This is a genomic window from Tatumella sp. JGM91 (assembly GCF_018257575.1).
GTDB classification, from domain to species: Bacteria; Pseudomonadota; Gammaproteobacteria; order Enterobacterales; family Enterobacteriaceae; genus Tatumella; species Tatumella punctata.
Map to the genome: position 1 here is coordinate 79,296 of NZ_JAERJP010000001.1, position 22,319 is coordinate 101,614.

19 protein-coding genes are annotated in these 22,319 nt (G+C 47.7%); 8 read left to right on the forward strand and 11 right to left on the reverse strand.

The annotated features are described in order from the left end of the window. The first annotated feature begins 335 nt into the window (after positions 1–335). Entirely contained in the window at positions 336–977 is a 642-nt protein-coding gene (locus JK198_RS00425) for a hypothetical protein (protein WP_212709880.1), read from the forward strand. 255 nt (positions 978–1,232) lie between these two features. Here JK198_RS00425 and JK198_RS00430 read toward each other — a convergent pair whose 3' ends face one another. The 7 genes from JK198_RS00430 to JK198_RS00465 all read right to left on the reverse strand — a co-directional run bounded on the left by JK198_RS00430 (position 1,233) and on the right by JK198_RS00465 (position 10,646). Beyond that, complete coding sequence (locus tag JK198_RS00430) at positions 1,233–1,664, reverse strand: hypothetical protein (protein WP_212709881.1); 432 nt, start codon at positions 1,662–1,664, stop codon at positions 1,233–1,235. 330 nt (positions 1,665–1,994) lie between these two features. Further along, positions 1,995–3,500, reverse strand: coding sequence for a hypothetical protein (locus JK198_RS00435; RefSeq protein WP_212709882.1), 1,506 nt, complete (start codon positions 3,498–3,500; stop codon positions 1,995–1,997). A gap of 742 nt (positions 3,501–4,242) precedes the next feature. Further along, positions 4,243–5,652, reverse strand: a complete 1,410-nt coding sequence (locus JK198_RS00440) for a cytochrome c (protein WP_212709883.1) — start codon at positions 5,650–5,652, stop codon at positions 4,243–4,245. A gap of 9 nt (positions 5,653–5,661) precedes the next feature. Further along, complete coding sequence (locus tag JK198_RS00445) at positions 5,662–7,251, reverse strand: GMC family oxidoreductase (RefSeq protein WP_212709884.1); 1,590 nt, start codon at positions 7,249–7,251, stop codon at positions 5,662–5,664. Positions 7,252–7,281: 30 nt separating this feature from the next. Continuing rightward, complete coding sequence (locus JK198_RS00450; protein WP_212708436.1) at positions 7,282–7,803, reverse strand: sugar dehydrogenase complex small subunit; 522 nt, start codon at positions 7,801–7,803, stop codon at positions 7,282–7,284. Between the two features lie 736 nt (positions 7,804–8,539). Further along, on the reverse strand, positions 8,540–9,040 hold the full coding sequence (locus JK198_RS00455; protein ID WP_212708435.1) for a DUF1440 domain-containing protein: 501 nt from the start codon (positions 9,038–9,040) through the stop codon (positions 8,540–8,542). A gap of 775 nt (positions 9,041–9,815) precedes the next feature. After that, positions 9,816–10,646 (reverse strand): SDR family oxidoreductase, encoded by an 831-nt coding sequence (locus JK198_RS00465; protein ID WP_212709885.1) that lies wholly within the window; start codon positions 10,644–10,646, stop codon positions 9,816–9,818. Between the two features lie 461 nt (positions 10,647–11,107). Here JK198_RS00465 and JK198_RS00470 point away from each other — a divergent pair, with 461 nt between their 5' ends. Continuing rightward, the gene (locus JK198_RS00470) at positions 11,108–12,157 is read left to right on the forward strand and encodes an NAD(P)-dependent alcohol dehydrogenase (RefSeq protein WP_212709886.1); all 1,050 of its coding nucleotides are present in this window, start codon (positions 11,108–11,110) and stop codon (positions 12,155–12,157) included. Positions 12,158–12,372: 215 nt separating this feature from the next. Continuing rightward, positions 12,373–13,236 carry a sugar phosphate isomerase/epimerase family protein gene (locus JK198_RS00475; RefSeq protein ID WP_249213220.1) on the forward strand — a complete coding sequence of 288 codons (864 nt, stop codon included), beginning with the start codon at positions 12,373–12,375 and terminating at the stop codon, positions 13,234–13,236. Between the two features lie 366 nt (positions 13,237–13,602). On the opposite strand, the gene JK198_RS00480 is transcribed toward JK198_RS00475, so the two are convergent. Then, positions 13,603–13,902: a hypothetical protein gene (locus JK198_RS00480; RefSeq protein WP_212708431.1), complete on the reverse strand. Its 300-nt coding sequence runs from the start codon at positions 13,900–13,902 to the stop codon at positions 13,603–13,605. Positions 13,903–14,166: 264 nt separating this feature from the next. Between JK198_RS00480 and JK198_RS00485 the strand changes: the two genes are divergently transcribed. Both JK198_RS00485 and JK198_RS00490 read left to right on the forward strand, forming a co-directional pair. Continuing rightward, positions 14,167–16,275: a TonB-dependent siderophore receptor gene (locus tag JK198_RS00485; protein WP_212709887.1), complete on the forward strand. Its 2,109-nt coding sequence runs from the start codon at positions 14,167–14,169 to the stop codon at positions 16,273–16,275. Positions 16,276–16,307: 32 nt separating this feature from the next. Then, complete coding sequence (locus tag JK198_RS00490; RefSeq protein ID WP_212709929.1) at positions 16,308–17,306, forward strand: ABC transporter substrate-binding protein; 999 nt, start codon at positions 16,308–16,310, stop codon at positions 17,304–17,306. 44 nt (positions 17,307–17,350) lie between these two features. Here the strand turns inward: JK198_RS00490 and JK198_RS00495 are convergent, their stop codons facing one another. Beyond that, complete coding sequence (locus JK198_RS00495) at positions 17,351–18,412, reverse strand: NAD(P)-dependent alcohol dehydrogenase (protein ID WP_212708429.1); 1,062 nt, start codon at positions 18,410–18,412, stop codon at positions 17,351–17,353. Positions 18,413–18,545: 133 nt separating this feature from the next. Here JK198_RS00495 and JK198_RS00500 point away from each other — a divergent pair, with 133 nt between their 5' ends. Continuing rightward, positions 18,546–18,944, forward strand: a complete 399-nt coding sequence (locus JK198_RS00500) for a helix-turn-helix domain-containing protein (protein WP_212709888.1) — start codon at positions 18,546–18,548, stop codon at positions 18,942–18,944. A 118-nt stretch (positions 18,945–19,062) separates the two neighbouring features. Here the strand turns inward: JK198_RS00500 and JK198_RS00505 are convergent, their stop codons facing one another. Continuing rightward, the gene (locus JK198_RS00505; protein WP_212708427.1) at positions 19,063–19,482 is read right to left on the reverse strand and encodes a DoxX family protein; all 420 of its coding nucleotides are present in this window, start codon (positions 19,480–19,482) and stop codon (positions 19,063–19,065) included. A gap of 242 nt (positions 19,483–19,724) precedes the next feature. Then, positions 19,725–20,678, reverse strand: coding sequence for an aldo/keto reductase (locus JK198_RS00510; RefSeq protein WP_212708426.1), 954 nt, complete (start codon positions 20,676–20,678; stop codon positions 19,725–19,727). Positions 20,679–20,960: 282 nt separating this feature from the next. Between JK198_RS00510 and JK198_RS00515 the strand changes: the two genes are divergently transcribed. Both JK198_RS00515 and pagP read left to right on the forward strand, forming a co-directional pair. Then, the gene (locus JK198_RS00515; RefSeq protein WP_343877688.1) at positions 20,961–21,281 is read left to right on the forward strand and encodes a YnfA family protein; all 321 of its coding nucleotides are present in this window, start codon (positions 20,961–20,963) and stop codon (positions 21,279–21,281) included. A gap of 349 nt (positions 21,282–21,630) precedes the next feature. Next, the gene (pagP, locus tag JK198_RS00520; protein WP_249212920.1) at positions 21,631–22,170 is read left to right on the forward strand and encodes a lipid IV(A) palmitoyltransferase PagP; all 540 of its coding nucleotides are present in this window, start codon (positions 21,631–21,633) and stop codon (positions 22,168–22,170) included. Positions 22,171–22,319 lie beyond the last annotated feature (149 nt).

A 22,319-nucleotide genomic window follows, 5' to 3' on the forward strand; every position in this document is an offset into this window, starting at 1 on the left:
GAGTATTATTAAAAGCTAAGTAGACCTATGCACTCTTACACTTGCTATTGCAAATTAACAATAATTACAAATTTTGTGTATAAAAATATTTATCAAAATGATAAGTTAACGCGCCTTCAATGAAATGCTCAGAAAACATACAAAGATGTTTTTTTCAAAAGAATTTGAGATATTATTGTGACTACAACTATTTATGACGGTCTAAAACGTGTAGTGGGTAGTGATTCACGGTGGTCATGCTTTGCGCACGTAGCTAATGGTGAGTTTGAAACGTGCTCTTATCCCGAGGCTTCGCATATCGTTTACGTAGACGATACTGGTTTCGGAAAATCCTGTTGCGCGAAGATGTAGTCCTGTGCTTAGCTGGAAATGGTGAGTTAATTGAGCAGTGGAAGACTTGGTGGCGAGCATCAACTCTAGTTAAAAACTATCCGCCGTTTACCAGTAATAATGGTGATAGTGTTGCTCTGTATGCTGTTGATTTATTAACCAATAAGTTGTGGCTTTTATCAAATCAGATTGATGCCACTTATGTGGATTCAAACAGCAAAGAGGTTCGGGCGCTCTTCTCTGGATCAGGTGGCGCGCTAGCATTTACAGCTTGGCGCAGAACACTTGACGTAAAACAATCTATAATTGAGGCTATATCTAACGATTTCTGTAGCGGTGGTAGTGTTAGATTCATAGACTATCATTCACAGCTTCAGGATTTAGAAGATTCATTCCACACCATAAAAGATGTTCAGAATGAGTTAGTCAATAGGGGGTATGTCATGGACATTAAAAGCTTAAAGAACCCGATTCCCATAACTGACCAAGCATTTGGTAAAATGCGAGATTCCCTAGCCGCTAATGTAGCAGCTATTGGAGCACCATTGGGTCACCAATCAGTAACATTATGGGATGAACCAGCCTTAGCACGGTTGGATGCGTTAGTAGACATGATGGCTGAAAGGGAAAGCCATAAGCCATTTTAACTGTCAAGGTACTTGTCAATCCTTTAATCCTAATTTTAAAGGATTGATGAAATTTCGTTAATAATTATTTATTAATCTTCCCATTTTCCCTATACCCGTTACGAAAGTAAATCCAATAGATCTGGCAGTATTTTAACCTTAAGGTGTAAAATCCGCTCCTTATCTATGGGGGAGCCAGTAAAGGTAACAAATCCATAATGTGGCTCGGAACGAACATTATTACGATGCTTTATCGATACTGGTATGAAGTTAGTGTCACATTGAGGCTGCCTCCGCTATTTTCGTAGCGGTTCCTTTCTGTCGCTTCCATGCGCTGTAAATATCCTTATTCCACGCCTTACCTGCCCTGGTCTGATAGCCGGCCTCATTAAGCCGTTCCGCGATAATGCGGCCGTTGTCGAATCCCTGCCTGATGGTATTTGCCACCACTTGAAGCACTGCCGCCTCATTGTATTGCTGCGGGGGTATGCCCTGTTTACCACCAGCCAGCGCAGCCGCCGCCGTTTCCATGCGTTCAACCAGAGCCAAAAACCGGTGATCGGGATTACTTTCTGGCTGGCCCAACTTCTGACGTACAGCGTCAATCAGCCATGCTGTTTTGTCATTGCCGGACTCACTCACGGCAGAGGTGAAGGACTCAACTAGGTAAGCGGGGACGCGAAAGGTAACAGATAGGGATTTGCTCATTATGATCACCAACATTAGGGAGATTGAGCAATATTTTACCAGCGTAAGACAGCGTAAGACAGCGGGCTATTTCCATAGCTTAGGGAGTCAATTTGGTTAGCGCACAAAGCTGGTGGCTTCGAAATGAAGGCACCTATCACAACCAAGTGAATCCGCATATGGCTGCGTGTTTTCAGTCGGTATACGATAAATGGGTATTGGTGTAAATTGAACAGCCGTTCTCAGTGTCGAAAAGTCGCCTACTGCTCCCAACATACAGGCAGCAATAGGCGAGAAGCATGCATACGGTGATAGCGAAGCCCTAAACGCGTCTGCGAGGATAGGTACTTGTTAAAATAGAGACCCAGGTAAGCTAGTATGAACACTCTCTCCTGAGATACTTTCAAGGAATTGCTGTGGAAGAATCCTCTCAAATACATCCAGTACGGTACGCATGACACTTAAATGCTGGTCCCAATCACCCCCTTCCACACGCCTCCAAGCACTTGGCATGTACCTCACTAATATTGATAATGAATACAATATTGCAAGAGAGGTGACTCTATACTCGGACACGCCCCCCAATACTGGCAAGATTAATGTGGGGCTACTTAGATAAGGGCTGTGATGCATCAATAATGCATCGCGCCAAGACTTCAGCCCCTGATGATCGATGCGCGCCCGAAACACTTCACCATCGCGGGAAGTTTCAACCTTTGTTAACTCAGCAAGCGGCCAATCCTGCAAAGCAATTCGTGCCTCGGATATTTTATTAGATAGATCTTTAAGAAAAATGTAACTGGTTGAAGTATTAGTAGCCCTTTTTGCGTGTCGGGAGGTGACATCAATATACGGAATAAGCCAAGCAGGCTCATCGTCGTACACCTGCGTGAAGAGATCCCCCAATTCGGGAATCGCAGATAGTAAGGCAGACATGCCGGCAAATGACTGTAGAGGATACTTAACCGAATTATCTAAATCACCCACAGACCTTGCTTTAGCCTTAGGATAAAAACCAGTGTCATACCCCAGAAAACTAACCCAATTAGGGTAAAATCCAGTGGCTAGAACACCAACCTTCAGGTCTCCAAAATGACCAGTTACTGACGACAGGGTGAACAGCCCATGCCCCTGTTTTGTCATGCCTTCCAACTGGTCAAGATCGGAGGGCCCATTAGGTGCGGCTAACATCTCCGCAAATGCAAGGCTCAAGGTTCCGTAGTACAAGCTAAGAACTCGCTTATTCAAGCTTTCGTACGGTGCCCCTTTGTAATAATCAGCAGCATTACCCAATGCAAACGCGATGCCGGACGCTTTAGAAAGGACATCTTCATCTGCTAGCTGAACTCCTTGTCTCTCGGCTCGCCTTAAAACCAGCTTTTTAGCTATCTCAGAGCTGGAGAACTGATTCAGACGAGCCCAAATGCCAGCCAAAGGATTTTCTGAAACAATTCTGATTACCGAGTCAGGAGAACTTGAGATTTTTTTACTCAGTTTAGGAGGTGCTAATTCAGTATTCCACTCGACCAGCAGAGGGAAAAAATCATCCAGTGAAGAAACGGGAGTTGTAACTCCTTTAGCGTAGTTTTCAACATGGTAAAGCTGCCCATTTGTGAAAATATGACTAACCCTTCTTTCCAACTGCTTATAATATCGATTATCTGTTGCTGACGTATACATTAGTGCGACTGAGTGATTTTTCGTACCTTTTGTGGCTTCTATCACTAAGTACTCGCCAGCTTCGGACTCTTCTACGACAGAAGCAATCCACCCATGAGACAAGAGGGGGCCTAGCATTTGTTGCTTGGCGGCATTATGCAAAATCCCCATACGTAACTCGATACCAACCCCTCCCATTATCACACTCCTTTTCGTTGAAAATATTCATCATGTGGATCATGGTCACATGAAATGCGGATAGTCAAAACTAACCAGGCACGTGACAACCAAAAGATAACCGGTGGGGACTTATCACCCTGAAATTAATGTAAAGAGTGTTTAGTGTTGTCCGCTTCTGGCACATAGCTGCCCCGCACAAATGTACGGCCTTACGTCTTCTTATCTATACAGTAGCATTTTATGGTGATGACCGAATAAAATACAAAAGAGCAGCCATTCGCATTGCGGGGACCCCTTATTGTAGGTGACAAGTATCATACAATAAGAGTGCTGATGATATGAGCATGGACAAGGAGTGAGCAGGGCGCTTAACCAGCCTACTATCGGTCAAATATCCACCACAGAAAAGGCACAGAAAATTATTTGGGGGTACATTTGGGGGTGTTTGTGATTTATAAATAATAAAAAAAACAATTAATACATTGGTTTGGGTGTTTTTATTGAATCCTATAGGGCTCTGATTTTTCCTGATTACGCCCGTTATACAGGGTCGCTTCCGATATGGCTTCCATCTGCGCAACGGCTGCCACAGTCATATTGTAAGGCAGTAACAGTTTCGCCAGTGTTGCACTTTACGCTCCGGGAAAATACGTTTTGGATATCACTCCATGCCACCCAATGTATTTTCAGAGGCGTTAACAACTATTCTGAAATAAAGGCTGAGGGCAACTGCATATTATAAATATGCAGTTGCTGAGGGTTATTGTCTGCGTTTTTTTACAGAGAAGATGATCAGTGAAAATACGGCCACTACCGCCAGTCCTCCGAGGCCGATAAAATAGTTTATATAGCTAACGATGAAAGGGGTATCACCGCCATTGCGCCAGCCGGTGACTTGTTGTGCAGTGATTTTGTCATCAATTGCGGAGAACTGATAACGGACAAAGCGGGTAACAGAGGCTATTTGTGAATCTGTGAGTTGTTTACCAAAAGCCGGCATAGAGACATCACCGTCGCTGCTTTTACGGTTAAGTCCTTCGACGATGGTCATCACCAGGTTTTGTGCTGTCGGCGAAGATACTGCAGAATTACTGGTCAACGAAGGGTAAAAATGATCGGCAGTCCCCTGGCCATTTATGCCATGACAGCTGGCACACGCGGCGTTATAAAGTTCTGACCCATCTGTTGTTGTGTTGTCTGCGAGGGATGCCTGGTCCCCCTGTCCGCTTATAACCTTATTTATATCCGTGAGCGGGGGACGTATTGCGGAATGATATGCAGGTGCAGTACTAATGACAGGGACTTGCTTAATCCAGGTGGCAATGGCGTTCAGATCACTGTCACTAAGGTATCGGAAACTATTCTCAACAGTTTCGGCCATCGGCCCTGCAGCACTGGCCTTACCTGCGATATGTCCGGTTTTGAGATAAACCACTATTTCCTGCTGACTCCAGCTACCGATACCGCTGTCCTTATCGGGGGTAATATTTGGTGCATACCACCCGCCGAGAGGGCTGCCGGACAAGTTTTTACTTTTATCTTCAGCCATCATCAGATTACGTGGCGTGTGGCATGTACTGCAATGCCCGAGTACTTCCACAAGGTATTTCCCGCGGTTAACCTGAGGCGGCGAATTAGTGATTTCCCGGAACGGTTGGTTACTGCTGAATAAAAGGTTCCATCCCCACATTAACTGACGGATATTAAAAGGGAAACTGAGGCTGGTTTTTTCTTCCGGAGCACTATCAACAGGATTCACACCATACATAAAATAACTATAGAGCGCATGCAGGTCGGTATCGGTCATTGCATGGTATGCGGTATATGGCATTGCCGGATAAAGATGACTGCCGTCAGCCGCGATCCCCCGGCGAACCGCATTGGCGAATTCTTTTTCAGTATAGTTACCGATCCCAAAGCTTTCAGAAGGCGTAATGTTACTGGCGATAATCCGCCCCATTGGCGAATCAATAGCGTTACCGCCAGCGTAAGGTTTTCCGTGAGCAGTTGCCTGACGGTGACATGCGCCACAGTCAGCAGCGACCGCGATATATTTACCTTTTGTGATTAATTGCTCAGTCGTATTATTTGCAGAACAGACGGATAAAGGTATCAGTAAACTGAAAGACAGAACGCCTGCCGTTAAAATAGTCTTTTTTATGTTTATCATATTTTGTACTCAGATTTCACGGTCAATAATTTCGGCTGCGCGGATACTGAGAGCAACACCAGTCAGGGTGGGGTTAATCACGCCTGAAGCCGGAATAACCCCGGTTGTTGCCAGGAAAAGATTACTGTGATCCCAGGTTCTGCATTCATGATTTACTACTGAGTTTTCAGGATGGTCGCCCATAATAACTGAGCCCATCAGGTGGTCACGGTTTTGCCATCCGGTATTATCTTCCACCACTTCACCCCCCATCAGGCTGACAAACTTTTGATAATCCTTAACCACGACCTCACGGCCGGCCTTTACATAGTTATCAACTTCATAGTGAACGGTAAGCATAGGGATCCCAAGGGCATCCTTACGCGTTTTACTGGGTCTGACTGTGTTAGTCGCGTGTGGCAGGATCTCGAATACTGTTGAAATATCTACCCAGCGGGCCGCCTGGTGTCTGATTTGCTCATCCAGTTTATGACCGACAATCCCCTGAGAGATTAAACGCTGAGCGACAGCCATATTCGGAACATTATTCGAGATAGCATGCTTGATTGCAGAGTGTGTTTTACGGAATTCACCGTCACGATAATTAAAAATACCGCCTTGCTGAACGGCTCCGCGGCCAGGCCATACAGGTTCATCAGCCAGGAACTGCAGTCCCATCCCCGTGTGATCCATCAGATTACGACCGACCTGATCAGAACTATTAGCGACGTCAGAAATAAGCAACAGCTTTGGTGTTTCAAGGCCATGTGCCGCGACGATAAAATATTTGGCGGTGAGTCTTTTATCCTGACCGGTTGAACTGCGCACATGGACAGCCACTATTTTACCTTCCTGGCCTTTTTCTAGTTTCCAGGCGGTAGCATCTGTATGAAGTTGCGCGCCAGCCTGTTCAGCATGCAGTGCGTGCAGCTCCCCGCTATACATCGAGCCGATTGGACAGACAGGCATACAATTATTATTGCCGCTGCAGGCAGGACGGCCGTCATAGGGTCTGGTAGCGCGACCGTTTGGCTCATGAATAAAGTGGTAGCCGGCAGGACTCAGGCGGGCTTTCAGACGCTGGAACAGGTAGGTTTCAGCTTCGGGTTCCATCGGGTAAGGTTTAGATCGCGGAGGAAAGGGGTTACCGCCCTGGCCACTCTGGTCATCGGAGTCACTGCCACAGACTCCCAGCGCTTGCTCTGCTTTCTGATAATAAGGTTCAAGTTCACTGTATTCGATGGGCCAGTCCCGGCCTACACCATAAAGAGAGTTAAGTTTCATATCATTGGGCAAATATCGCCAGCATGCTGAGGCCCAGTGCCAGGTGGTTCCGCCTACGAGTTTGAGCATACCCGGACGGAAATCAAATGACCCTGTATTTTCGATATATTGTTCATTATAAGAGTGATGCGCCCAGGGCATATCAGGGTAGGGTGAGTTATAATTTCCTTTTTTTGATGAATTTCTGAAGTTTTCTACGATTTTCCAGCGCGGGATCCGTTCTCCGGCTTCGAGAATAATCACAGAATGACCTTTCTGCGCGAGGATATAAGCAGCATTACTGCCCAGGGCACCGGAACCGATAACAATAACATCGGCATCATATTGGGTATTCATTTTTATCTCACATTAAAATCAATATATTTATTAGTCAGTTAAAATCGTGACTGGCGGTCTGACCCAGTAGTTGGTCTGTCCTCTTGAATAAGTCGGAATAACCGTTGCGTCTGAGGTCGGGGCATACATCATTGCATCGGTATATGTCACAAACCGGGTATTATCTGTGGCTCTTAATGGCAGCGGAGTGCCGGTAAAACCCAGGTACCATGCAGAGATGATTTTTTTTACCGTATCCCCGGTTTCCGTCACCGACATAATCCGGTGACCATTTAATTGATCAGCCCGGGTAATGTTCGCGGCATTCATCGCCTGTATCAGGCGGGTAAGTTTTACGGGGAAATCAGAGTCTTCTTTTGCCAGACAGGTTAAGGCCCGCTGGCTCAGTAACTGACTCAGCTGAGTTCGTCCGGTTAACAGCAGGGAAAGTTTATAAAAAACAGTGTTATCACTGTTTTGTGACGGGAGCAGTGCCCGGGAAAGGGCCGGGGTAAAGGCGGCGAAACCGGTGAGGTACAATCCGGTTTTAAGCAGATTTCTACGGGAAAGCATATATATATTAGCCCTTGCAATGTTACGGGATGTTGTTATTAATCACGCGTTACTTTGTAATGAAATAACCATTTTTTTGTTGGCTAATTGATGCCTTTTATTATCCTGGTTATTTTTAACGGATGCCGCCAACAGGTATTTTCCAGGTTACTTAAATAATACTTAATAATCATTATTCCGGTTGTGGCGGACGATTTTCTGGGGCAGTGATTTGAAACAGTGTCAGGTAATATTATTTTATTAATTAAAGGTTGAACCGGGGGAGGGGAAGGGTGAGCAGCGGTCTGGCAGTGATCACCACCTCAGGTTTTATTTGATTTATTTAATCTGTTAATAATTATCAGGGTGTAATTGATTTTATTGTTTAACAATTTATCATTAACAATTAAATTTAATTTTTTGATTATAAGAAATAACACCGGTGCTGTATTCGCGGATAACAGCTATGCTGTGGCAGCAGTGATTAATTTATTCGACAGTGACTCTATTGCCGGAAGAGTCATCCGGTAATTATTGTTTTTATCCGGTATTGTTCGGGTCTCTTATGCTTCACATAAAATAATCAATGTTTTTAATGAATAGCAGAACGTCCTGAAAAACCGCCAGCTTCTGTTGTCTGCGGATAACGTGGCGGGATAAACAAAGCACAGAATAAACCCGCAATGGTGGTTCCGTGATTGTCATCAAATTATCCCGCCGCCTGTTTGTCAGAAGCCCGGCCAGTCGGTGGCGGGGATTATAATTTACCGCGCAGATCTTTGCGGACGGCTTCGATAGTCCAGATCCAAAATGCAGTGCCGACAAATTCAGAAATCAGCGCCTGACTTCCGGCTATCCACAACCAGCCAGATAAGCCGAGCAGCGGTACTATCAGACCATGGGCGAATACAGACACGCCCACACCAAAAGCGACCCCGTGAAACAGCCGGGCTTTCGGGAGATATTCGACCAGTACCGAGTAGACAATGGCGATAACCACAGAAAATAAAATATGCACGCCATTGCCGCCCCAGTTAATGCTGTATCCCATCCATTGATAGGTCAGGGTATCAATATGGACACCCAGTTTTTCCAGTAATACCAGCGGCGGTGGGAGGGTAGCTGCCGTTCTTGGCGGGATCATTGTTTCAAAACCAGACTTAACCAGTGCGGAAATAACCCCCGCAACGATACCAATCAGCACAGATGAAAAAACACGGCGTTCCTGTCGGGGTCTTACGTAAAATAAATTTAACATTAAGGTCACCTTATATTAGCAATATATTAGTTAACGTTTTGATATATATGCTTATGTAATAAAAGTAACAGAAGCCACTTAAGCAATTACTTAAGTTTAGTACTATAAAATAAAACTGCACGATTACCTCTGCAGTTAATCTTTCCTCGGATAATGGCAGGACGCCGGATACAGCGACGATGACCCGGCAAGCAGGCGGAAGGGGGGAATCAGAAGCCACTGAACAGGGGCAGAGACCCGGCAGGTGAATCTTTTGCTAGCAGCCGCATTGCTGCGGCTGTGAAAGTACTATCGCCGAAAGGTCCGGCGCTGTCTGCCCCGTTCTCTCCATGCGGAGAAACCAAAGTAAACGGCAACGCCGGCCAGAATAATGGCCAGCAGAAGAAGCAAGTCATTTCCCAAAATTAATACCTGAAGTCATTATGTTTAGTGTGGAAATAGTTTAATGATAAGTGATAATTTTTTTAAACATATCGAGGGAAAAATGAGTAAGGACAATAATTTACATCAGTTATTTCACTGTTGTTTAACCTGTGTTGAAGCTGCCTGCCACTTGTGATGATAAATCCGTCGGTTTTGATCGGCTCTTGGGCAGACTCGCAGGTTCATCTTCAATAATGCCAATTGATGACAGAATTTACTCCGGATCGTCCTGTTACGGGGCAGGCGCCGGGGTAAATGGCCCGAAAAAAGGCTCATTTCGGGCTGGCAGCCGGCCGGCATACTCGCAGAGTACCGTCACGGGAGCAACGGAGGACTGCAGGTGAAGGGAAGATTAGCCGGTCTTCAGGTCACCATAACGTACTGAGGCAGTTACACCACCGTCAATCAGGATATCGCTGCCGCTGATATAACTCCCATTAGGGCCAAACATAAATTCTGCCAGAGCAGCAATTTCATCAGGAGTACCTCCGCGACCGGCGGGTGACTTCTCTAACATATTTCGGTAGTACTCGCCCCGTTCGGCGCTATTCAGTTCGTCATAAGCCAGTGGAGTAAAAATAATTCCTGCACTGATGCAGTTTATCCGTGCGCCGCGTTTACCCCACTTTGCTGCTTCAGCCATTACACGTAAAGCATTCCCCCGTTTTGCGATCTGATAGGCGTACAGGCTGTCATCAATTGCTTTTATCCACGGCAGTTCTGTCAGTTCTTCCGGCGACAGGGTTGCCAGCTGATCGGCAGTCTGTTGTGACAGTGCATCACAATCCAAACGATGGCTGGATTGTGAACCCAGAACGACACATGATCCGCCTGTGGCAATCACTTTTCCAAATTCTTCAAACACCACGGCACTGCCGTATAAATCAACATGTAGCAGATCCTGAGCTTTTGCCTGTGAAGGAGAAAGTCCGGCGGTCAGAATTACCCCTTTAATTTCGCCGGCAGCGACCGATGCAGCGACTAACTGTTGTATAGACTCTCTGGAACGCACATCAGTATGTATTGCACTGGCATCAAAACCCGCTCTTTTCAGCTGCGCTGAGACTGACTGTGCATTTTCCCGATTGATATCTGCGAGCAGGATTTTTTTTCCGCTACTGACTCGTCTTGCGATAGCCTGTGCAATTGAACCACTGCCAATTACCACAATAACTTCAGCCATAAGTTACCTCTTTCGTTTTTACTTATATGGAGAGTGAATCGCTGTATTTTGCCGATGATACTGCGCGATACCGTAAACAATGTTTGATAGCCGGTCTTTCATTCCCTGGTTTTATAATCCTCCGCGATCTGTAAAAGGGACAGGGGCAGTATTGTTTTACAGGTATATTTAAAAAATTAATTTTCGCCTTTTGGGTTATATGGCTAATTATATTTTTCGGAATTCAGGGTGAGAAATTTTACGTGTAAAACTGCGGTGTTAGATACCAGTCTATCGCTCACTGCATCAGCTTTTCTGGGCGATGAATAAATACAATATCAGCCATCAGCGTCAGGGGTAAACAATAAATACATAATATATTTATGAGTGAAGCTAATAAGGCTAATCTATTTGCAGGTATACCCAACAGAAACAGGGGTTGCTAATTTAAAAAGTAATAACCTGATGATGCCGGAGATATTATGATTAAGTCTGTGAAAGCCGTTGGTGCTAAAGCTGAAAAAAGTCCGCTTAGAGAGTTTTCAATCAGGCGTCGTGGTTTACTCGCTGATGATGTAGAAATTGAAATCATGTATTGTGGTATCTGCCATTCTGATCTTCATCAGATTGATAATGATTTTGGTGCATCAGTTTTTCCGATGGTTCCCGGACATGAAATTGTAGGCCGGGTGATTTCTGTTGGTGCCAGCGTAACTCACTTTAAACCCGGAGATTATGCTGCTGTGGGTTGTATCGTGGATTCCTGCGGTAGTTGCCCTGCTTGTGAACGTGATCTGCAGCAGTTTTGTGAACACGGTACTGTTTTGTCCTTTAATACACCCGATAAATATCTGGGAGGGATGACATATGGTGGTTTTGCTCAGACCTATGTCTGTAAAGAAAGCTATACCCTGAAAATGCCCCATTTTGAGGATATGGCTGCAGCAGCACCACTGTTATGTGCTGGTATTACAGTATATTCGCCACTTAAGCACTGGCAGGCAGGTCCCGGAAAAGTCGTGGGTATACTGGGGATTGGCGGGCTGGGGCATGTGGCGATTCGTATCGCTAAAGCATTAGCTGCAGAAGTCGTTGTTTTAACAACCTCAGAGCAAAAGGTTGCTGATGCGAAACGGCTTGGTGCTGATGATGCCGTGCTTACGACTGATACTGAGCAGATGAAGCGATATGCGGGTAAAATTGATTTAATTATTGATACTGTTTCAGCAAGTCATGATGTTAACCAATATCTTAAACTACTCGCGATTGATGGTAGTGTGGTACTGGTAGGTTTACCCGCTGAACCTATAGAGATAGCAGCCTTTAATGTTGTCAAAGGACGCCGCAGCTTTGCAGGATCTAATATTGGCGGTATCCATGAAACACAGGAGATGCTGGATTTTTGTGCGAAGCATAATATCACTGCTGATATTGAACTGGTGAATGTGGCCCGGATTAATGACGCTTTTTCACGTCTTAAAAAAGGGGATGTGAAATATCGTTTTGTTGTGGATATGTCTACACTGAAATAAACGGAATATTCTGTCAGAGTGCCTGTCAGTCATTCTGTGTAACGGCTACCATATTAAAGGTGCTCATTCAGGTGAGCACCTGACCCGGCAATAAAATGACTTTTCGCCCACCGTCCGTTCCGGAGCGGTATATTCCCTTCCAGTGCCAGTTAATAAGCCTGCTATAGTTATGGATGAAGTACTGTCGGTGGTTTGTATTTTATCGGCAATATTGTATGAGTAAAACGATATCCTGCGGAGGAGATACGGTGTTTTCTGAAAATACATTGTTTATTAACACTATTTTACTTGGCGGGTCGACCGGACAGAAATTGCAGGCGGCGGCAGATGCTGGTTTTATGCAAGTCGAATTATGGCAACAGGATATCCGGAAAGCGGAGGGGGATGCCGATCAGGTAAAACAGAAACTGACAGAACTTAACCTGTCACTGACCGACTATCAGGTACTGCTGGATTTTGACGGGGCCGCGGAGTCGCAGCGTGATAATAAGCGCAGGGAGGCACTGGACATCCTGGATACTGCGGTACGTCTTGGTGCTGGTACTGTACTGGTGCCAGCGAATACCGATGCTGCATGTCAGCAGCAGCAGATCCTGCCGGATTTATGCTGGCTGGTGGCACAGGCAGAGCAACGGGGTCTGCGTATTGCGTATGAAGCAATGAGCTGGAGTACTTTTATTAATACGCTTCCCCGGGCAATGGCTATTTTGCGGGAAATTGATTCACCAGCCCTGGGGCTGGTGATTGATGCATTCCATATTTTCGCGTTACAAAGAACATCTGCTGATCTGCAGGGTATCCCGATGGATAAAATATTTCTGGTCCAGCTATCCGATGCCGAAAATATACCGGAACGGCAACATCTGACCAGTATTGCCCGTCATGAACGATTGTTACCGGGTGAGGGTGTGTTCCCCCTGAAAACGCTGATCGACTATCTTTCCGCACAGGATTATCAGGGACCGATAGGATTAGAAGTCTTTAATGATCATCTGAAATCTCAGGATCCGCAGCAGGTTGCCAGAGCGGCTTTTCGTTCGTTAATCGCTGTTCTCGACAGTAACCATCCGGCCACATAAGCCGGACAGTTTTTTTATAGTTTTCTGTGCTGAGTTCAGCATCTCCGGCCGGAGTCTGGTTATAGCCAGCACAGGCTTGTTTTACCTGATTCCTGAGTGTGTGATTGTCAGCATTATATCTCTGTCCGTCAGCCCCCCGGTAATCCTGTACATCGTGTCGCCCTGGTCAGCAGAATTAAAAAAGTCGTTTTCTCTGAAGGCCGCCATTATGTCAGGGTAATCTGCGATGGCTGTTGTCTTATTCTGAGCGGGCAGGCGGGAAGTCTTGTGACTGACCCGCCCTGTGCCGGGCGGGTGATTGCTGAAGCAGTATCCTGATGTTGTAGCCGTGGCTGAATTGCGGTAACTATCTGCGGGAGCGACAGATTAATGCTCAGGGCCTTGTATCAGCGGTTTGGCAGGCAGTGGTAATATTTCAATACGCACCTGATACTTACCGGCGTCAGCCTGCGGCAGCTGCGCGACGAGATTTTTCAGCGTGTCGACCGGCGCTGATGTAGTTTCGGTGACTGCATATACGGGCATGGGCAGAGGTGGTCGCTCGCTGTGCATGCCCGGCGCAGGGAAGGGCCCATGGTCATCAGGCGGGGATGCCGTGGCTGCCGCAGACAATGCTGATACCAGTAACAGGGGGACAGAAAGGTAAATCGTCAGCTTTTTCATCATATTTCTCCTGAATGTAAGATCCGTTACAGCATCCGTGACACGGGTCTTTAGCTTCAATCCTTTTTGCGTATCCCTTACCTGTTTTTCGATATCCCGACAATTGTGACTGCCGTCTGATAAACATTCTGAAACGTTTTTTTTTATTTATTCGTTATATAAAAAACTACATAACGTTATATTTTTCTTCTTCCCCCGCGGACCGGCAGCCTCCGGCCAGCCCGGAATCAATTAAAAAAAATAACAATCTTTCAATGGATAATGCCGATGGTTCAGGAATGTAAAGGGCGCAACAGCTTGTTATATTTATCTCTGCTGGCGAGTTTTTCATCTGTGGCAGTACCGGTGTCTCCGCAAACGCTGGTGGTACAGGCAAAATCAGCGAATACCGATGCCACTCAGCAGCAGGCAACTCTTGGTAACCCGGGAAACACCAGTATTAAATATACCCCATGGTCGGTGCAGGCCTTGTCAGCGTCGATGATGAATGCGCAGCAGTTAAAAAGTGTATCTCAGTTATATCGTTATATGCCTTCGGTGCAGGGAGAGGGTGCCAGACCCCAGACCCGTGGTATGCAGGGCAGTGTGGTACAGAACAGCATGATTGACGGGTTAAATGTCGTCTCGACGACCGATTACTCAGCAGAACAGTTTGATCATATTGAAGTCCTTAACGGTCTGGCCGGGTCTTTATACGGTCCCGCAAACCCGGCAGGATTATTTAACTTTGTTTCAAAACGCGGAACCGACACGCCTTATCACTCATTAACCGCAGGCGGTGGCAGCGGCCTGACGCACAAACTGGCCGGAGATTTTAGTGGCCCGCTGGGCAGCTCTGACAGAGTTCGCTACCGGGCTAATCTTCTTGATGATGAAGGTAATGGTTATGTGAAAGGCAGCAAAATTCGTCGCCAGCTGTTCAGCCTGGCTCTGGATGCAAATCTGACGGATCATACTCTGCTGGAAAGTAATTTCAGTGACTACCATTATTACGATAAAGGATTAGCAGGTAAATTTGCGCTGACAAAAGGTGTGTCATTTCCTTCGCCCCTGAATCCGCGTACGGCGCATCTTGGTCAGTCATATGCCGGGGATAACAACCATACCCTGACCGCTGGCATGCATCTGAAACATGATTTTGACGGTAACTGGCTGGGAGAAATTGGTGTGCTGCGTCAGATAGCCGATCGTGAGTCTACAGCGGTCACTAATACTCTGACAGATAATGCCGGGCATTATACCACCACCACGTCCAGTAATACGGCCAGCCGTTTTACAATTAACAGTTATCTGGCAAACCTGAGCGGCGAAATTGATACCGGCGTGCTGAGACATAAGGTTTCTGCCGGTATCCGTGGGTTCTCGTGGAAAAATTATAATCCGGTTAACGGCAGCACTCAGACACTGGGAAGCGCTTCCCTGTCTGATCCTCAGTCCTTCACCGAACCTGACTACCCGGATTTTACCAAACGCTATCACTCTGCCAGTACCACTCAGACAGCGTTATTACTTAGTGATACGCTGATTTTTTCGCCACAGTGGAGCACTGTTCTGGCAGGCAGTGAAAGCCAGCTGGCAACCTCTAATTATAATAAAAGTGGTCTCCGGACCAGTGACTCTTCTGACCATGGTTTCAGTGGTTCAGCCAGTGTGCTGTATAAACCCGTTGATCTCCTGACACTGTATCTGACTTATGCGGACAGTCTGCAACAGGGTGATACGGCCCCGGCCGGGGCATCCAATGCCGGAAATATTCTGGCGCCTTATCGAAGCAAGCAGGCCGAGGCTGGCAGTAAACTGGCTGTCGGAAGAATGTTACTTACGGCGGCGGTATTTCAGATTAAGCGGCCCTTTGCATATACCAATAGCAGCGGTGTTTATGCACTGGACGGCGAGCAGCGCAACCGTGGCCTTGAACTGATGGCGACAGGCGATGCGACGGACAATCTGCATATTTACGGTGGTATGAGCTGGCTGGATCCTCGCCTGAGAAATACCGCCAGTACCGCCACTGATAATAAGCAGGTTGTCGGACTGTCACGTTACACGGCCAGCTTATTCGCGTCTTATGATTTGCCGGCCCTGGCGGGCACAGAAGTACATACGGGCCTGCGTTATATGGGAAGACGAAGTACCGATAATACCAATGCTACATGGACCGGCAGTTATACCACCGCTGATGCAGGTGCTTCGTGGAAAACCCGGTTATTTGCTCAGTCAACAACTTTCCGGCTGGATGTGACTAACCTGACCAACCGCCATTACTGGACGAATATTGTGCCCGGCGGGCTGAATGGTTATACGGGCGTGGGGTATGCCAGTGCGCAGCCTGGTGAACCGCGGATGGCCGAAGTATCAATGCAGGTGGTATTTTGATAACGCTCAGAGCGCCGGGAAAACGCCCGGCTTTGGCAACCCTGTTGCTTAGTCTGTTGGCTGTCAGCCCTTACGGAGCCACACAGACGGTGACTGATGATACGGGCCGGCAGGTGACTGTTGCTGATCATGCGACACGTATTGCAGATGGCTGGTTTGCTCATCATTCATTACTGATGACCTTAGGTGCCGGAGGTCGTATTGTGGCAACCGTTAATCATCCACAGGATCGTCCGTGGATGTTTAAAATCCAGCCTTCACTGTTTCAGGCATTACAGACGCCGGGTCATGAGTTTTCCAGTGAGGCATTAGTATTACGCCATGCAGATGTGGTTTTTGTACCAAAGAATGATCCGGCGGCGGCGGGTTACCGTCAGGCGGGGATTCCGGTTTTAATGATGAATTTTGACGATTTTCCTTCCATGGAGCGTTCATTACTGACGACAGCACAGGTGGTGGGCACCAGACAAGCCCGTCAGCGTGCCGAAGCGTATAACCGGTATCTGGAGCAGCAAATTGCTGTTATCCGCAGTAAAACGGACCGGCTGACGCTGCAGCAACGTCCGACCGTATTACATATTCAGTCATTGCATCCGCTGAAGGTTGATGGCCGGAATACTCTGATTGATACCTGGATTACCCTGGCGGGAGGCCGGAATGTCGCCGGGAATATTGAGGGTAATATGAAACAGATTACGCCCGAACAGGTACTGGCATGGCAACCGGATTATATTATCCTTGATGCCGCCGCGGGTACCCTGCAACAGTCACCGTATCAGTCCCTGTTCAGCCAGCTACGGGCGGTTAAACAGCAGCATGTTGTCCGTAATCCGTCAGGTGTCTTTCCCTGGGATCGCTATGGTACCGAAACCGCGTTGCAGATCCAGTGGGCAGCGCAACTGCTGCATCCGGATTTGTTCCCCGGTATCAATATGGTAAGGCAAACGCGTGACTTTTATCAGCGCTTCTTTGACTATCCGCTGACTGCTGCTCAGGCTGAACGTATTCTGAATGCGCAGCCTCCGGAGTAAAGGGCGGTCCGCTCAGCCAGAATAATGGCTGAGCGGATCGCTTATCAGGCAGAGAAATCCCAGTGAGTGCGCTGCATATCAATCACAAAGCGATATTTGATTTGCCCCGCCAGCATGCGGCTGAAAGCTTCTTCTATCCCTTCGCCGCCAATCACTTCCACATCGGCAATAATGTTATGTTTTCCACAAAAATCAAGCATTTGCTGGGTTTCGGCAATGCTGCCAATCGATGTTCCGCTGACACTCAGCCGGCGGAAAACCATCGGCGTTACCTCCGGGCCCGGGTGAGGATTATCCGGAATGCCAACCAGTACCAGCCGGCCATTGGTCTTCAGGGTGCTCAGGTACGGGTCCAGTGAATGAGGAGCCGCGACACAATCCAGAATCAAATCCAACTGCTGTGCACAATCTGCCATCTGCTGCGCATCGCCTGAGATGACCACACGGCGGGCCCCCAGCCGCAGAGCATCTTCACCTTTCGCCGGAGATGTGGTGAATAATGTCACTTCTGCCCCCAGGGCACTGGCGAGTTTTACCGCCATATGGCCCAGTCCCCCCAGCCCGATAATCCCGACTTTCTGGCCGGGTTGCAGGTTGTAATGCATCAGTGGTGACCAGACCGTAACACCGGCACAGAGCAAGGGGGCTACCCCATGTAGTGGCAGATTATCCGGTACTGACACCACAAAATTCTGGTCAACGATAATTTGTTGTGCATAGCCACCCAGAGTGGTTTTCCCCGTATAACGATCGGTACCGTTATATGTCGGGGTAAATCCTTGTTCACAATACTGCTCTTCATGCTGCTGGCAGAACTGACAGTCACCACAGGAATCCACCATCACCCCGACACCGACAATATCTCCGGGCTGATAACGGCTGACGGCAGCCCCGGTTTCCCGGACACGACCGACAATTTCGTGGCCCGGCACCAGCGGATAGTGACTAACCCCCCATTCGTTACGCGCCATATGCAGATCCGAATGACAGACCCCGCAATAAAGAATATCGATACTGACATCGCCAGCCTGCAACGGACGAAGGGAGAACTGGCCGCTGGTCAGCGGAGTATCAGGGTGACGGGCAATAAGACCTTTAACTTGCATATAATACCTTTTTTTCGGGGCAGCAACCGGGAGCCCTTTGGCAGAGGAAATAAGCTGCACACTATAGATAAAGGGTTCTTTTAATGGTAGTAGTTACCATTTGGTGACCAGGCGCAGTGACGGAGTGAAGCGTATGCCTCAATGGGCAGGTGATAAAGTATTTTTCTATGCAGACTCAGGCCCGAGGCGGCTGATGGATCTGTTTTCTGTAAAATGGAGCAGTATGGTGTTACATGCCCTGTGGCACTGGCCACAGCCAGCGGCGAGGACCGGAGAGCTACAGCGCAGTCTGCAGGGGATTTCTAAAAAAATGTTATTTCAGACGCTGAAAGAGCTTGAAGTTCGCGGGTTGATTCACCGCCAGGTTTTTGAGGTGATACCTCCTAAAGTCGAGTATTCATTAACGCCGCTGGGCAGAACTCTGGCTGAGCCTATAGAACAGCTTTATCTGTGGGGTCTTGAGAATCAGCAGGCGCTGGATGAAATGTCGGAAAACCTGCAACGTCACCATGACAATACTGTCGGCCAATAGCCGGTGAAGTTAAAAGGCTGCCTGACGGATGCAGGCAGCGAAATATAACAAGTGTTTCAGGCAGTAATACTGCCCGCGCTGACAGTCCGGCGGGCAGCTGTGAGACTACAGACCGGACTTATTGACGGGAAAGGCTGTATTTACCCGCACCCAGTAACATGATAAATATGCCACCGAAGAAATAGAGTGCTTCGGTTTCCAGCGCCCATGCGCCGACATCAGTGGTTTTGAAGAAGTTGCCACCGGCAACCAGTGCCACGGCGAAGACCAGGTTGATGGCATAAACCAGGCCGGCCAGCCGGGTCCAGACCCCCAGAATAATCAATACCGGTGCAATAACTTCCCCGATATAGGCACCGTAAGCCACAAAGCCAGGCAGGCCATGGGCAGACAGCATCGGTTTGATCCATTCAACACCGTTCATCAGTTTAAAGCTGCCGTGGAACAGCATCAGGAAACCAAACACCAGGCGTAACAATAATTTTGCGAAGTCAGGATGATCAACTACACGATCAAAACCAGCAATCAGCTTATTCATAAAAAAATCCCCTTTGAAAAAACGTAAAGTACGTGAAAAAGACGCAAAACATCACCGGTATTTTTTGAATAAAAACATCAAAAAATTAGAGCGATAGTTATAAAATTAGCACTTAGTATGAAAATTATCCTGTCATAATCGGGTAAGGACCATTGCGGGCCTGAAGGGGGGGGCCGGAGTAACGAAGGTGTGTGCTGGCAGCGTATCAGGGGCCCTCAGACCCCTGACGGGAGAGTCGCTTATTACTGACTGACGGTATCCAGTAACGTCAGTTGCTGCGGGGTCAGGGAAAGCTGAAGTGCTCTGGCAAAACTTTCAACCTGGGGGACGCTGGTTGCACTGGCAATCGGGGCGGTGACACCTTCACGGGCAATTAACCATGCCAGGGCAACTTCCGCAGAGGTCGCCTGCTGTGCTTCTGCAACTTCTGCCAATGCCCCGACAATTCTGAATCCGCGCGGATTAAGATATTTGCTGATGCCGGCTCCGCGTTTGCTTTGCTGTAAATCGCTCTCTTTACGGTATTTTCCGGTAAGAAACCCGGAAGCCAGACTGTAATAGGTGACTACGCCGATATTCTTTTTAATACAAAGGTCACGCAGCGGACCGTCAAAGCTGTTACGGTCATATAAGTTATATTCCGGCTGCAGCACCTGATAAGCAGGAAGCGCATGCTGTGCTGCCACGTTCAGGGCGTCTGTCAGCTGTGTTGCATCGAGATTTGAGGCACCGATAGCACGGATTTTACCTTCGGCCAGCAGTGTTTTATATGCTTCCAGCGTTTCTTCATAAGGTGTGGCGGGATCCGGCCAGTGGGAGAAATAAAGGTCAATATAATCTGTATTTAAGCGGCGCAGTGAGTCCTCAACAGCCCGGATAATCCATTTACGGGAGAGGCCTTTGTGGCCTTCAATACCTAAATCGGCACCAACCTTAGTGAATAATTTTATCTGTTCGCGACGCCCCGGGCGGGACTTCAGCCAGCGTCCGATTATGGTTTCAGATTCCCCGCCCTGGTTACCCTCTGCCCAGAGAGAGTAAACATCAGCAGTGTCAATACTGTCAAAACCGTGATCAACAAAAGCATCCAGTATTCTGAAACTGGCAGGCTCATCAATCGTCCAGCCAAAGACATTACCGCCAAACACCAGCGGGGTGATGGATAAATCTGTCTGACCAAGAAGCCGTTTAGTCATTTCTGATGCTCTCCTGAGAGTAAAATAAAGACAGGGAAGCCCTGTGCAGCCTGCCATCGGGTGAAACTGTGATACTCACAGCGGCAAAGGGCGTCTGTGTACAGCGGAATATACCTCAGCGGACTGTCAGGGTAGAATTATCCCTGCGCGGTGCCCGCGGGTTGTGCCGCGAATACAGATAATCTTTTTAAGCATAGCAAAAACCGTCGGACAGCCGGTGCAGCATTTGTGCCGGTAATTCACGGGGTCCCGTAACCTCACAGACAGGAAGCAAGTATGTTAATAGTCAAAACCGGGTTGTTGTTTATATTGACAGCCCTGGCCGAAATTGCCGGATGTTATCTGCCTTATCTGGTGCTGCGTGAACAGCGAAGTCACTGGCTGTTAGTGCCCGGGGTAGCAAGTCTGGTGATTTTTGCCTGGTTACTGACATTCCATCCGGCTGCGGCAGGGCGGACTTATGCCGCTTATGGTGGCGTGTATATTTGTGTGGCACTGGCGTGGCTGGCGCTGGTGGATGGTGTTGCACTGACGCGCTGGGATATTACCGGAGGTATAGTGGCACTGGCAGGTATGGTTATTATTGTCTGTCAGCCGTCCTGAAATAACCGGCCGGTGACCGGCTGTATGAGCGCGGGCCAGTTAACTCCCGGGGTTTTTTCTCTGAGAGCAGGATTTTTTTTGAAATTTATCTAAAATAATACTTATGTCTTTGTCAGCGAAGGTTATTTAAGAAATGTCGCCTGTTATTAATCACAGCAGCGATGTTTTACTTTCCGGCGAAGATACAGTCAGCAGAGTGAGGATGCTGGTTATTCAGGGTATTTCTGGCAGGACGTTATACCCTGACTGCCCGGAAACTGGCGGAGTCAGGCCGGTTTACCGGTATTTAGCAATTTTTAACTGGCAGGTTAATGTAGTGTATACGATGAAATCTAAACAATGGGCCATCATGCTGGCCGGAGTACTGAGCGCCCCTGTCACTCAGGCTGCAGATATCGGACAGCAAATATCCCAAACCTGGGATACTTTCACCGGTAATGTGGCCGAAACATGGAACTCACCACAGACGGTGGATTTGTATGTGCCGGCAATTACCTGGCACAACCGCCTGGCCTATGACCGCGAGCATATTGACCGTTATAACGAAAGGCCGTGGGGGGCAGGGGGAGGGATCTCCCGTTACGATGAAAAAGGCAACTGGCAGGGCATTTATCTGATGGCATTTAAAGATTCCTTTAATAAATGGGAACCCATCGGTGGTTATGGCTGGGAAGCAACCTGGCGGCCGTTCAGTGATCAGCGTTTTCATGTGGGAGCAGGGTATACCGCCGGAGTCACTTTGCGTGATAACTGGAATTATCTGCCTATCCCTCTGGTCCTGCCACTGGCTTCCATCGGCTACGGTCCGGCAAATTTTCAGATGACCTATATCCCGGGAACCCATAACAACGGAAACGTTTACTTCGCATGGTTACGTATCCAGTTTTAAGCATAATCCTTGTGCAAAAAATGCCCTGTTGTGATGAAATTTAGATATTTATCACTTTTTCTTAAAATGGTGCTGGACAAATTGCACCGCAATTGATGTACTAGGTGCCGACACAGTTTAGTGTCCATTTTTCATGTAAAGGTAATAAG

Bases quoted from the DNA above. Each gene is read 5' to 3' on its own strand.
- JK198_RS00430 (WP_212709881.1), bottom strand. From the start codon at position 1,664: ATGAGCAAATCCCTATCTGTTACCTTTCGCGTCCCCGCTTACCTAGTT.
- JK198_RS00435 (WP_212709882.1), bottom strand. From the start codon at position 3,500: ATGGGAGGGGTTGGTATCGAGTTACGTATGGGGATTTTGCATAATGCC.
- JK198_RS00440 (WP_212709883.1), bottom strand. From the start codon at position 5,652: ATGATAAACATAAAAAAGACTATTTTAACGGCAGGCGTTCTGTCTTTC.
- JK198_RS00445 (WP_212709884.1), bottom strand. From the start codon at position 7,251: ATGAATACCCAATATGATGCCGATGTTATTGTTATCGGTTCCGGTGCC.
- JK198_RS00450 (WP_212708436.1), bottom strand. From the start codon at position 7,803: ATGCTTTCCCGTAGAAATCTGCTTAAAACCGGATTGTACCTCACCGGT.
- JK198_RS00455 (WP_212708435.1), bottom strand. From the start codon at position 9,040: ATGTTAAATTTATTTTACGTAAGACCCCGACAGGAACGCCGTGTTTTT.
- JK198_RS00465 (WP_212709885.1), bottom strand. From the start codon at position 10,646: ATGGCTGAAGTTATTGTGGTAATTGGCAGTGGTTCAATTGCACAGGCT.
- JK198_RS00470 (WP_212709886.1), top strand. From the start codon at position 11,108: ATGATTAAGTCTGTGAAAGCCGTTGGTGCTAAAGCTGAAAAAAGTCCG.
- JK198_RS00475 (WP_249213220.1), top strand. From the start codon at position 12,373: ATGAGTAAAACGATATCCTGCGGAGGAGATACGGTGTTTTCTGAAAAT.
- JK198_RS00480 (WP_212708431.1), bottom strand. From the start codon at position 13,902: ATGATGAAAAAGCTGACGATTTACCTTTCTGTCCCCCTGTTACTGGTA.
- JK198_RS00485 (WP_212709887.1), top strand. From the start codon at position 14,167: ATGGTTCAGGAATGTAAAGGGCGCAACAGCTTGTTATATTTATCTCTG.
- JK198_RS00495 (WP_212708429.1), bottom strand. From the start codon at position 18,412: ATGCAAGTTAAAGGTCTTATTGCCCGTCACCCTGATACTCCGCTGACC.
- JK198_RS00500 (WP_212709888.1), top strand. From the start codon at position 18,546: ATGCCTCAATGGGCAGGTGATAAAGTATTTTTCTATGCAGACTCAGGC.
- JK198_RS00505 (WP_212708427.1), bottom strand. From the start codon at position 19,482: ATGAATAAGCTGATTGCTGGTTTTGATCGTGTAGTTGATCATCCTGAC.
- JK198_RS00510 (WP_212708426.1), bottom strand. From the start codon at position 20,678: ATGACTAAACGGCTTCTTGGTCAGACAGATTTATCCATCACCCCGCTG.
- pagP (WP_249212920.1), top strand. From the start codon at position 21,631: ATGCTGGCCGGAGTACTGAGCGCCCCTGTCACTCAGGCTGCAGATATC.